The organism is Achromobacter sp. UMC46 (assembly GCF_014170335.1).
In the GTDB taxonomy this organism is placed as follows: domain Bacteria; phylum Pseudomonadota; class Gammaproteobacteria; order Burkholderiales; family Burkholderiaceae_B; genus Achromobacter.
Window position 1 is genome coordinate 79,794 of sequence record NZ_LZZS01000016.1, and the last position, 11,262, is coordinate 91,055.

Consider the following 11,262-nt stretch of genomic DNA (forward strand, 5'->3'; position numbering starts at 1 on the left):
ATGAGTCAGTCCAGTCCCCAGGAATCTTCCGCGGCCGCGGGGCCGCGCGTCCGCCCGGTGCCGGCCGTCACGCGGTCGATCGCCATCCTGCGATTGCTGGGCCGTGGCGGCGCGCCGATGACGTTGAAGGCGATCTCGCAGGAATTGGAGATGGTGACCAGCACCTGCCTGCACATCCTTCGGGTCTTGGTGGACGAGGGGCTGGTGAAAGTGGATACCGGCACCAAGCGCTATAGCCTGGGCGTGGGCATGCTGACGCTGGCGCGCAGCGTGATCGAAAGCAGTCCCTTTCCGACGCTGGTGCAGCCGGTGCTGGACAAGCTGTCCAGCGCGGCCAATGTCACGGCGATCGGGGTGGAAGTGGCGGGCGGGGACCACATGGTGGTGCTGGCGTTGTCGCGCTCCACGGCGCCGTTCCGGCTACATGTGGATGTGGGCAGCCGTTTCCCTGCGCTGATCAGCGCAACCGGCCGATTGGTGGCCGCGTTCACGGACCTGACGGACAAGGAGCTGGAGCGCCGCTTCAAGGCGTTGCGATGGGACCAGGCGCCCGAATTCGCGGCGTGGAAAGCCGACGTGGACGCGGTGCGCCGGGACGGCTACAGCATGGACCGCAACAACTACATCAACGGCGTCGTCGTCGTCGCGGTGCCGGTGTTGAACAGCCAGAATCGCATGACGCATTCGCTGGTCGCGGCCGGGCTGGCCGAACAGCTTGACGACGCCCGCGCGCACGCCTTGGCGAAGGACCTGCAAGCCGAAGCGCATACGCTGTCGCAACTGCTGGCTGCCCGGAGCTGAACCGATGCGCGCGACCCCCACGATCGAATCACTGGCGGCCGATGGCTGGCGGCAGAAATCGCTGCCGGGTTTCGCGGGCCTGATCGGCCCGTTGTGGGCGCGCAAGGAAGCCGATGGCTGGGCCTATGGCTTGTTGGCGGGCGCCGATCATCTGAATCCGGCCGGCGTGGTGCATGGCGGATTGCTGACGGCGATGCTGGACCATGGCATGAGCGCCATCGCCTGGGAAGCGATGGCGCGGCGCGCTTGCGCGACGGTGCAGCTGGACACGCACTTCCTGATGGCGGCGCGCGCCGGCCAGTTCCTGGAAGTGCGCGGCCGCGTGCTGCGGGCCACGGCCAGCCTGGTGTTCATGCAAGGTGAATTAAGCGTCGCCGGCGAGACCGTGGCGACGGGCGCCGCGGTGCTGAAAATGATCGGGACGCCGGCGGTCGGCGCCCAATAGGATCGGCCGCGGCCGGCGGCTACACCATCGACTTTCCGCTCTGTTTCGCCACGCGGACGTCCTTCCACAACGTCACGCACAAGAGGGTCAGGATGGCGGCGGATATCACCGGCCAGATCAGAAAATAAGTGGTCAACCACATATCAATCTCCTTGTTTCGATGGATGGGGATCAGCGCGCGGCGCCGTCCGCGGCAAGCGGACCGGACGGCGCGGATTGCGCGGGCTTCGTCGCCGCTTCCTGCTGAACGTGGAACGACGTGACGCGGTCCGCCAGCACGCTGAAATCGAACCGTTCGCGGTTGCGCAGGCTCAACGCCACGCAGACCGTCGCGCTGGCGCCGTAGGCGGTCAGCGACGCCAGCAGCACGATGTAGTCGCGCAGATTGCCGATGAAGGCGGGCAGCATGACCGCCACGCCGATCGTGCCCACCGTGATGGCCACTTTGCGGCCCAGGAAGCCGAACGCCATCAGGCCCAGTACCACGCCGCCGCCGATGGCCGCGCTGATCTCGAAGAACACGGCCACAACGCCCGTGATGGGCAGCAATTCGAAGCGCACGATCGCGAACAGCGCCACGGCGGACAGCACCGAGCAGACGAAGGCGCGGTTGTCGACGCGGTCCCAGTAGAAGCTGGCGATGACCGGGAAAACGATGGCGCCCCACAACGCGCCCACGAACACCAGCATGACCAGGATGTCCAGGCGCAGGCTGGCGAAGATCACGCCGATCATCGTGGCGATGATCATGGTGGCGCGGCCCCACCACAGCATGCGCCGCGGATCCGGACGCCCGCGCGCCAGGTTCTTGGCGTAGACGTCGGTCATGACGATGGCGGACAGCGCCGCCAGGTCGGAGTCGGCGGTAGATGACAGCGAGCCCACGACCAGCAGGAAGAACAGTGCGATGCCGAACGGCGGCAGGTAGGTGGACGCCATCTGCGGGATGATGTTGTTCATGTCGCCGTTGGCCGGCTCCAGCCCGACGAACAGTGCCAGGAGGCCCAGCATGCCCAGCCCGATCACCACCGCGCCGTAGCCCACCGTGGCCGTCAGGAAGGTGGGCTTGATCAGGTCTTCGCGCACCGCGAACAGGCGTTGCGCGATGGTCTGGTTGCCGATGGCATACGCCAGCACCGCGACGAAGTACGGCGCGCCTTGCTCCAGGATGGCCTTGGTGGAATAGAAGTCGGCCTGGTCGCTGTTCAAGCGCCACATGTTGGCTTGCAGCATGTCCGGGCCGCCGGCGTTGATGAAGATCAGCGGGATGATGATGACGGCGGCGATGATCATCGCCGCCAGTTGCGCGAAGTCGGTCATGACCGACGTGCGGAAGCCCGACCACAACGTGTAGGACAGCACGCCCAGTCCGGCGATCAGCACGCCCTGGATGAACGTCAGCGGGCTAAGGATCGAGACCAGCGCGCCGGCGGCCGTGAAGTTCACCATCAGGCTGATGCAGCTGCCCACGATGTTCGACACCGCCATGATCATCTGGCTGGAGGTGCCGTGGCGCGCGTGGATGACTTCGGCCAGCGTGTGGGCCTTGGGCGCCAGTTGCCGGAAGCGCTTGCCGAAGGGGTAGATGAAGAGAATCATCAGGGCGCCCCAGAATCCGTAGTGCAGCGGGCCGGACAAGCCGTACTTGTACCCGGAGGTGGCGCTGGCGTAGAAGGAGGCGGCCCAGATCCAGGTGGCGATCATGCTGGCGGTCGACAAGCCGAAGCCGACCGCGTTGTTCGACACCATGTAGCCGTCGACGTTCTCGTTTTTTTCGCCGATGAATAGCGACATCAGGAACGTCGCGCCGTAGAAGCCGGCCAGCAACAGGATGGCGGTGGTCGCCGATAACTGGAAGAAAACACTCTCTTGCATCGTGTAGATCCTTGCTCGTAGACGGCCAGGAACGAAACACCATTGATCGCGCGCGCCGAGGCTGCACGTTTCGCGCGCGATCACGTGCCTGCCCGCCCGGGCAGGGGGTGGCAGCCCGGAGTGGACAAGACACAAGACACACCGTGATGGTGTCTTGCTGCGGCATAGGGCCGGCGCATCACGGATACGAAAACGACGTTCGAGCGCGTAGTTAGAACGCGTAATTCGACGCCATAGCTCGAAGCCTTAGATGCAGGCGTAGCTCAATGCGGTGAGCAATAGTCCTGCTGGGTAAGCAGGTTTTTGTTCCGCAGCCGCCGATATAAGCCTGGCGGCTGGGTGGTGGTGTTTCGGCGCTGGCGCCGGGCCGCTGTGCGCGGCCGTGTGACGGGTGCCCTGGGATGACGATGCATCGTCAGGGTCCGATGATGAGTAACAACAGCCCGGAAGTATAGGGATAGACAGCGGCGACGTCTACCCTTGATGCCTAAAAAGCGGGCAAAAATTAGGGTTGCGAGTTTTTACTCGCAGCTTTGATGCCTCAATTTCCGGAGGAAATCGAGGCTGCCGCCAGCAGCGCGGTCCAGTCGTCGGGTGGATTCCCGTTGCTTAACATTTTCGTGAATACCCGATACGCGTCATCGTCGTGTCCATAGGCGCGTTTGGTGTTCTCGTCGTTGACCCAGGCAAAGACAATGATTTTGCTGGCAGCGTGGTAGCGAAAAAACAGGCGGTATTGTTGAAAAAACTTGGCGCGGAACCAGTGCTTATGGTGCGCGCCAAGCGTGCCGCCTTGCCGGTATTCTGGTCGGCTGGGATCTTCGGGGATGATTTCGAATGCCAGCTTCGTGATGGCCGCGAGACGCTTGGCCGCATTGTGTCTTGTATAGCCGTCAGGATCTTTGGCTCGCTGCGCAGCCACTTGGCCGGCTAGCTGTTCCAGTTGTTGGCGAAACAGAGGGTGCAGGTAAATCGTCCAGCCATGGATGCTGACCGCGCCTGCTGTGGCGCTCATTCGTCAGTCTTGGACAGCGGTGCATTCAGATCCAGCTCACCAACCTTCGAAGTCAGGTCGCGCAAGGAATCCACCAAGCTTGCGGGCAGGGCTTGCAGGCGATCAGGGTGCGCAGTGATGTCGTGCGCAAGGAAGGCCAGGAAGGCGGAGATGGCCGGGTCGTCGTCGTTCGACGTATCGGCGCGGGTCAAAAGGACTTCTCCGCCGGGCCGGATACTGTAGTGAAGCTTGTCGCGCTTACTGAGCCCGAGCGCTTTGCGCACAGTATCGGGAATGGTGGTTTGGTAGCGGTCAGTTAGCGTCGACTCAATTTCCAGGGTCGCAGGCATGGCGGTCTCCTAAGTGGAATTTTTCCATGGTAATGCAATTGCATTACCAAATCAACGCTGCCCTGGAATCCGTCACCACCAGCCCGCGCTCAGAACCCTTGTCGCGGCACGTGGATGCGGCCTTCCATCAGCACGCGCGCGCTGCGGCTCATGATGGCCTTGGTGACCTTCCATTCGCCGTCCACCCGCTGCGCCTGGGCGCCCACTCGCAGCGTGCCGGAGGGGTGGCCGAAGTTGACGTTGTCGCGCTCGGTGCCGCCGGCCGCCAGGTTCACGAGCGTGCCGGGAATGGCCGCGGCGGTGCCGATGGCAACCGACGCCGTGCCCATCATCGCGTGGTGCAGCTTGCCCATGGACAGCGCGCGCACCAGCACGTCGATGTCGCCCGCGCCGATCTGCTTGCCGCTGGACGACACATAGGCCTTGGGGGGCGCCACGAACGCGACCTTGGGCGTGTGCTGGCGGCTGGCGGCTTCCTCGACCTTGGCGATGAGGCCCATGCGCAGCGCGCCGTGCGCGCGAATGGTCTCGAAGCGAGCCAGCGCGGCGGCGTCGCCGTTGATGTCGTCCTGCAATTCCGTGCCGGTGTAGCCCAGCGCTTCGGCATCGAGGAAGATGGTCGGGATGCCGGAATTGATCATCGTGGCCTTGAACGTGCCCACGCCGGGGACTTCCAGGTCGTCGACCAGGTTGCCCGTGGGGAACATCGAACCGCCGTCGCCTTCTTCGGCCGGGTCCATGAATTCCAGCTGCAGTTCGGCGGCGGGGAAGGTTACGCCGTCCAGTTCGAAGTCGCCCGTTTCCTGTACCGCGCCGTCGGTCATCGGCACGTGGGCGATTATGGTCTTCTTGATGTTGGCCTGCCAGATGCGCACGACGGCGATGCCGTTGGTGGGCACGCGGGCCGGGTCGATCAGGCCGTTGGTGATGGCGAACGGGCCGACGGCGGCGGACAGGTTGCCGCAGTTGCCGCTCCAGTCCACGAAAGGCTGGTCGATGGAGACCTGGCCGAACAGGTAGTCCACGTCATGGTCCGGCCGGGTGCTCTTGCCGACGATGACGGTTTTGCTGGTGCTGGAGGTGGCCGCGCCCATGCCGTCGATCTGTTTGCCGTAGGGGTCGGGGCTGCCGATCACGCGCATCAGCAGCGCGTCGCGCGCCGCGCCGGCGACGCGCGCGGATTCAGGCAGGTCGTCCAGCTTGAAGAACACGCCTTTGCTGGTGCCGCCGCGCATGTAGGTGGCGGCGATCTTGGTTTGGGGTGCATGGGCCATGGGGTCGTCCTGATGTCTGGGTGCGATGTCTTCGGGTAGGGCGGCGGACGCGTCGGCGCCCGCCGCCCGGCGGTGTCAGCCGGCCTGCTTGGCGCCGGCCACGGATGAGGCTTCCAGGAAGTCCTGGGCAAAGCGTTGCAGCACGCCGCCGGCTTCGTAGATGGACACTTCTTCGGCGGTGTCCAGGCGGCAGGTCACGGGTACTTGCACGGTCTCGCCGTTGCGGCGGTGGATCACCAGCGTCAGGTCCGCGCGCGGCTTGCGTTCGCCGATGACGTCATAGCTTTCGGTGCCGTCCAGCGCCAGCGTCTTGCGGTTCACGCCAGCCTTGAATTCCAGCGGCAGCACGCCCATGCCGATCAGGTTGGTGCGGTGGATGCGTTCGAAGCCTTCGGCCACGATGGCTTCCACGCCCGCCAGCCGCACGCCCTTGGCGGCCCAGTCGCGCGACGAGCCCTGGCCGTAGTCGGCGCCGGCGACGATGATCAGCGGCTGCTTGCGGCCCATATACGTTTCGATGGCTTCCCACATGCGCATGACCTGGCCTTCCGGCTCCACGCGCGCCAGCGACCCTTGCTTCACGGTGCCGTCGTCGTTCGTCACCATTTCATTGAAGAGCTTGGGGTTGGCAAAGGTGGCGCGCTGCGCGGTCAGGTGGTCGCCGCGGTGGGTCGCGTACGAGTTGAAGTCCTCTTCGGGCAGGCCCATCTTGTCCAGGTATTCGCCTGCCGCGCTGTCCAGCATGATGGCGTTGGACGGCGACAGATGGTCGGTGGTGATGTTGTCGCCCAGCACCGCCAGCGGCAGCATGCCGTGCAGCGTGCGAACGCCTGCCAGCGCGCCTTCCCAGTACGGCGGGCGCCGGATGTAGGTGCTTTGCTCACGCCAGGCGTACAGGGGGCTGATGCCGGCCTTGCGGTCGTCCTGGATGCCGAACATCGGCGCGTAGACCTTGCGGAACTGTTCGGGTTTGACGGACGCCTTGACCACGGCGTCGATTTCTTCGTCGGTGGGCCAGATGTCCTTCAGGCGGATCTCGCGGCCGTCGGCGCCGGTGCCCAGCACGTCGCGTTCGATGTCGAAGCGGATCGTGCCGGCGATGGCGTAGGCCACGACCAGCGGGGGCGAGGCCAGGAAGGCCTGCTTGGCGTAGGGGTGGATGCGGCCGTCGAAGTTGCGGTTGCCGGACAGCACGGCGGTCGCGTAGAGGTCGCGGTCGATGATTTCCTGCTGGATCACGGGGTCCAGCGCGCCCGACATGCCGTTGCACGTCGTACAGGCGAACGCGACGACGCCGAAGCCCAGTTTTTCCAGGTCTTCGGTCAGGCCGGCTTCATCCAGGTACAGCTGCACCGCCTTGGATCCCGGCGCCAGCGAGCTCTTCACCCAGGGCTTGCGCGACAGGCCGGCGCGGTTGGCGTTGCGCGCCAGCAGGCCCGCCGCGATCACGTTGCGCGGGTTGCTGGTGTTGGTGCAGCTGGTGATGGCCGCGATGATGACGGCGCCGTCGGGCATCAGGCCCGGTTCGTTTTCCACGACGCCCGAGATGCCGCGCGCGGCCAGGTCGGACACCGGCAGGCGGCGGTGCGGATTCGACGGGCCAGCCAGCGTGCGCACGACGGTGGACAGGTCGAAGCGCAACACGCGTTCGTACTCGGCGGTCTTCAAGCTGTCGGACCACAGACCGGCGGTCTTGGCGTAGGTTTCCACCAGCGCGATCTGCTCGTCTTCGCGGCCGGTCAGGCGCAGGTAGTCGATGGTCTGCTGGTCGATCGAGAACATCGCGGCGGTGGCGCCGTACTCGGGGGCCATGTTCGAAATCGTGGCGCGGTCGCCCAGCGTCAAGCTGGCGGCGCCTTCGCCGTAGAACTCCAGATAGGCGCCCACGACCTTCTCTTTCCGCAGGAATTCGGTCAGCGTCAGCACCACGTCGGTGGCGGTGATGCCGGGTTGGGCGCGGCCGGTGAGTTCGACGCCGATGATGTCCGGCAGGCGCATCCACGACGCTCGGCCCAGCATCACGTTTTCGGCTTCCAGGCCGCCCACGCCGATGGCGATCACGCCCAGCGCGTCAACGTGCGGGGTGTGGCTGTCGGTGCCGACCAGCGTGTCGGGGAAGGCTACGCCGTCTTGCGTGTAGATCACCGGCGACATCCGCTCCAGGTTGATCTGGTGCATGATGCCGTTGCCCGGGGGCACGACTTCGATGTTGCGGAAGGCCTGCTTGGTCCAGTCGATGAAGTGGAAGCGGTCTTCGTTGCGGCGGTCTTCCACCGCGCGGTTCTTGGCGAAGGCCTCAGGGTCGTTGCCGTCGAATTCCACGGCCAGTGAGTGGTCGACGATCAGTTGCACCGGCACGACCGGATTCACCTTGGCCGGGTCGCCGCCCATGTCGGCGATGGCGTCGCGCAGGCCGGCCAGGTCGACCAGCGCCGTCTGGCCAAGAATGTCATGACAGACCACGCGTGCGGGAAACCACGGGAAGTCCAGGTCGCGGCGGCGTTCGATCAACTGCTTGAGCGCGTCGGTCAGCATGGCCGGGTCGCAACGGCGCACCAGGTTTTCCGCCAGCACGCGGGACGTGTAGGGCAGGCCGGCGTAGGCGCCGGGCGCGATGGCTTCGACAGCGGCGCGCGCGTCGAAGTAATCCAGGCGGGTGCCGGGCAGGGTCTTGCGGTACGAGTGGTTCATCATGCCTCCGTGCGCCGCAGGTTGCTCTGGGCGATCTGTTGTTCGATGTTGATTCGGGATACGCGGATGTGGCGGCGCATCAGGATTTCGGCCAGCTCGCCGTCGCGGTCGGCGATGGCGTCAAGAATGCGGTGGTGTTCGGCATAGGCCTGCCGCGGCCGGTTCGGTGTGGTCGAGTACTGGATGCGGTACATGCGCGCCAGCTGGTAGAGCTCGTCGCAGAGCATGCGGAACAGCATCTGGTTGCCGCTGCCCTTGACGATGCGGTAGTGGAAGTCGTAGTCGCCTTCCTGCTGGTAGTAGCCCAGGCCGGCCTGGAAGGCGGCGTCGCGTTCGTGAGCTTCCAGCACGCCGCGCAGTTCGGCGATTTCGGCGGGAGGCATGCGTTCGGCGGCCAGGCGGCAGGCCATGCCTTCCAGCGATTCCCGGATCTCGTAGAGCTCGGACAGTTCCTGCTGCGACAGCGACACGACGCGCGCGCCCGCGTGGGGCACGCGCACCAGCAGCTTCTGGCCTTCCAGCCGGTGCAGGGCCTCGCGCAGCGGCCCCCGGCTGACGCCGTGCTGGCGCGCCAGTTCGGGCTCGGAAATCTTGCTGCCCGGGGCGATCTCGCCTTTGACGATGGCGGCCTGGATCTTCTTGAAGATGTGATCCGACAACGTTTCGCCATCGCCAGGCGGGGTGCCCGGCAGCGTTAGCACTTTGCTCATGGTGTCAACAATCTATCCGTATTTAGCGGAAATATTCGGATTAAGGCGTTGCTGGACGCCGGATTGTCAACAATTTACCTTGGGTCGCCCCTTCCGCGCAAGCGACTGAGCCGCCGCTTGCGCGGAAGGGGCGGGGCCGGTGGCTACCGCTTGTGGTGCACCCCCTGCACCCCGTAGACCTGCACCGGCAGCCCGGCCTGCCGCGCCTTCAATTGCAGGGACAGGTACTGGGAGTAGTGGCGGGACTGGTGCAGGTTGCCGCCGTGGAACCACAGGCCTTCCTGTTGCGTGGGCTTCCACATGTTGCGCTGTTCGCCTTCCCAGGGGCCGGGGTCCTTGGTGGTGTCCGACCCCAGGCCCCAGCACTTGCCCACCTTGTCGGCCACGTCCTGGCTGATCAGATCGGCGGCCCAGCCGTTCATCGAGCCGTAGCCGGTGGCATAGACGACCAGGTCCGCCGGCAGGGTCACGCCGTTCTTCAGCACGACGGCTTCGCGCGCCAGGTGACTGACATCGGTGCCGGACTGCAGTTTGATGCTGCCGTCGATGATCAGGTCGCAGGCGCCCACGTCGATGTAATAGCCCGATCCGCGCCGCAGGTATTTCATGAAGAGGCCGGAACCGTCGTCGCCCCAGTCCAGCATGAAGCCCGCCTTCTCAAGCTTGGCGTAGAACTCGGCGTCGCGCTCGCGCATCTGGTCGTAGAGCGGGATCTGGAACTGCGCCATGATCTTGTAGGGCAGGGACGCGAACGTCAGGTCCGCCTTGCGTGTCGTCATGCCGTTGGCCAGCGCCTGTTCGGAATACAGCCCGCCCAGGCCGATGTCCATCAGCGTGTCGGAGCGGACGATGTGGGTGGACGAGCGCTGCACCATCGTGACGTTGGCGCCGCCTTCCCACAGCGCCGCGCAGATGTCGTGGGCCGAGTTGTTGGCGCCGACCACCACCACGTTCTTGCCGCGGTACGCGTCCGGGCCGGGGTGCTGCGACGAATGCTGCTGCTCGCCCTGGAACTCGTCCTGCCCCGGAAAGCGCGGGATGTTCGGCTTGCCCGACATGCCGGTGGCAAGCACCAGCTGCTTGGGCCGCAGCACCACCGGCTTGCCCTCGCGCAGCACGGTGACTTCCCATTCCTGCTTGTGTTCGTCGTAGCGCGCCGACTGGCAGACGCTGGACGTCCAGTAGTTCAGCTCCATCACCTTGGTGTACATCTCCAGCCAGTCGCCGACCTTGTCCTTGGGCGCGAAGACGGGCCAGTTTTCGGGGAAGGGGATGTAAGGCAGATGGTCGTACCAGACCGGGTCGTGCAGGCACAAGGACTTGTAGCGCTTCCTCCAGCTGTCGCCTGCGCGTTCGTTCTTTTCGATGATGATCGTGGGCACGTCCAGCTGGCGCAGCCGCGCACCCAGCGCGATGCCGCCTTGCCCGCCGCCGATGATCAGCACATAGGGCTGCGTCTGGTAGCCCAGTTCGGCCGCTTCCTGCTCGCGCTTTTCCAGCCAGGTCTGGCGTTCGCGGCGATTGCCGTGTTCGGCGCCCTTGGGGCGGCGCGTGCCGCTGGGTTCCTCGTAGCCCTTGAGTTCGGACATGGTGGTCAGCAAGGTCCAGATCTTGCCGTCCTTGACGCGGATGTGGCCGTAGCCGCGCGCCAGGTTGGTGTCGATGTGCAGCCAACCCTGCAATAGCCCGTCTTCGTCGGCCACGGCTTCGCGATCGTCGCGGGTGAAGCGCACGGGTTCGACCTGCGGCAGCTGTGAAGCGAGCATGTCGCGGATCTGGGCGTGGCCCTCCAGGGTCCGCAGGTTCCAGCTGAACAGCACCAGGTCGCGCCAATAGCAGTCGTCCTGGAACAAGCGGGCAACCCCTTCGACGTCTTTGTTGCGCAGCGCGGTGTTCAGGCGCGCTAGCACCGCGTCCAGCGCGGCGTCGGCGTGATCGTTCGGCATGTCTTGTCTCCTTGCCCGTGGCGGGCTTTGTCGTGGCGTTCCGAAAACGGCCCCGGCCTGTGCCGGCTGGTGGGCGTCATGGATCAGCATGCAATTGCCGTGCCAACTTGCGGAGGGCGGTGCGAAGCCCGTGTCCGCTGGGTGGCAGGGGCGCACGGGCGTGCAGCAGGTGTGGC

10 protein-coding genes are annotated in these 11,262 nt (G+C 65.4%); 2 read left to right on the forward strand and 8 right to left on the reverse strand.

The genetic code is table 11. The features are described from left to right. Together A9973_RS14925 and A9973_RS14930 are read left to right on the forward strand one after the other, a co-directional pair. A complete protein-coding gene (locus tag A9973_RS14925; RefSeq protein WP_183014523.1) occupies positions 1-801 on the forward strand; it encodes an IclR family transcriptional regulator in 801 nt (266 codons plus the stop codon). A gap of 4 nt (positions 802-805) precedes the next feature. Beyond that, positions 806-1,246 carry a PaaI family thioesterase gene (locus A9973_RS14930; protein ID WP_183014524.1) on the forward strand — a complete coding sequence of 147 codons (441 nt, stop codon included), beginning with the start codon at positions 806-808 and terminating at the stop codon, positions 1,244-1,246. Positions 1,247-1,265: 19 nt separating this feature from the next. Here the strand turns inward: A9973_RS14930 and A9973_RS30975 are convergent, their stop codons facing one another. The 8 genes from A9973_RS30975 to A9973_RS14965 all read right to left on the reverse strand — a co-directional run bounded on the left by A9973_RS30975 (position 1,266) and on the right by A9973_RS14965 (position 11,086). Beyond that, positions 1,266-1,388, reverse strand: a complete 123-nt coding sequence (locus tag A9973_RS30975; RefSeq protein WP_220805524.1) for a putative transporter small subunit — start codon at positions 1,386-1,388, stop codon at positions 1,266-1,268. Between the two features lie 29 nt (positions 1,389-1,417). Next, complete coding sequence (locus tag A9973_RS14935; RefSeq protein ID WP_183014525.1) at positions 1,418-3,121, reverse strand: sodium:solute symporter family protein; 1,704 nt, start codon at positions 3,119-3,121, stop codon at positions 1,418-1,420. Positions 3,122-3,662: 541 nt separating this feature from the next. Beyond that, positions 3,663-4,136, reverse strand: coding sequence for a type II toxin-antitoxin system YhaV family toxin (locus A9973_RS14940; protein WP_183014526.1), 474 nt, complete (start codon positions 4,134-4,136; stop codon positions 3,663-3,665). After that, positions 4,133-4,465: a type II toxin-antitoxin system PrlF family antitoxin gene (locus A9973_RS14945; protein WP_183014527.1), complete on the reverse strand. Its 333-nt coding sequence runs from the start codon at positions 4,463-4,465 to the stop codon at positions 4,133-4,135. Before A9973_RS14945 ends, A9973_RS14940 begins: the two co-directional genes overlap by 4 nt. A gap of 89 nt (positions 4,466-4,554) precedes the next feature. Further along, positions 4,555-5,739, reverse strand: coding sequence for a 2-methylaconitate cis-trans isomerase PrpF (gene prpF, locus A9973_RS14950; RefSeq protein ID WP_183014528.1), 1,185 nt, complete (start codon positions 5,737-5,739; stop codon positions 4,555-4,557). 75 nt (positions 5,740-5,814) lie between these two features. Beyond that, complete coding sequence (gene acnD / locus A9973_RS14955; protein ID WP_183014636.1) at positions 5,815-8,430, reverse strand: Fe/S-dependent 2-methylisocitrate dehydratase AcnD; 2,616 nt, start codon at positions 8,428-8,430, stop codon at positions 5,815-5,817. Then, positions 8,430-9,140: a GntR family transcriptional regulator gene (locus A9973_RS14960; protein ID WP_183014529.1), complete on the reverse strand. Its 711-nt coding sequence runs from the start codon at positions 9,138-9,140 to the stop codon at positions 8,430-8,432. Before A9973_RS14960 ends, acnD begins: the two co-directional genes overlap by 1 nt. Positions 9,141-9,283: 143 nt before the next feature. Then, positions 9,284-11,086: an NAD(P)/FAD-dependent oxidoreductase gene (locus A9973_RS14965; RefSeq protein WP_183014530.1), complete on the reverse strand. Its 1,803-nt coding sequence runs from the start codon at positions 11,084-11,086 to the stop codon at positions 9,284-9,286. Positions 11,087-11,262: the final 176 nt, after the last annotated feature.

What these genes read in the sequence shown, in the direction of transcription:
- A9973_RS14925 (WP_183014523.1), top strand. Translation starts at nt 1, where the DNA reads ATGAGTCAGTCCAGTCCCCAGGAATCTTCCGCGGCCGCGGGGCCGCGC.
- A9973_RS14930 (WP_183014524.1), top strand. Translation starts at nt 806, where the DNA reads ATGCGCGCGACCCCCACGATCGAATCACTGGCGGCCGATGGCTGGCGG.
- A9973_RS30975 (WP_220805524.1), bottom strand. Translation starts at nt 1,388, where the DNA reads ATGTGGTTGACCACTTATTTTCTGATCTGGCCGGTGATATCCGCCGCC.
- A9973_RS14935 (WP_183014525.1), bottom strand. Translation starts at nt 3,121, where the DNA reads ATGCAAGAGAGTGTTTTCTTCCAGTTATCGGCGACCACCGCCATCCTG.
- A9973_RS14940 (WP_183014526.1), bottom strand. Translation starts at nt 4,136, where the DNA reads ATGAGCGCCACAGCAGGCGCGGTCAGCATCCATGGCTGGACGATTTAC.
- A9973_RS14945 (WP_183014527.1), bottom strand. Translation starts at nt 4,465, where the DNA reads ATGCCTGCGACCCTGGAAATTGAGTCGACGCTAACTGACCGCTACCAA.
- prpF (WP_183014528.1), bottom strand. Translation starts at nt 5,739, where the DNA reads ATGGCCCATGCACCCCAAACCAAGATCGCCGCCACCTACATGCGCGGC.
- acnD (WP_183014636.1), bottom strand. Translation starts at nt 8,430, where the DNA reads ATGAACCACTCGTACCGCAAGACCCTGCCCGGCACCCGCCTGGATTAC.
- A9973_RS14960 (WP_183014529.1), bottom strand. Translation starts at nt 9,140, where the DNA reads ATGAGCAAAGTGCTAACGCTGCCGGGCACCCCGCCTGGCGATGGCGAA.
- A9973_RS14965 (WP_183014530.1), bottom strand. Translation starts at nt 11,086, where the DNA reads ATGCCGAACGATCACGCCGACGCCGCGCTGGACGCGGTGCTAGCGCGC.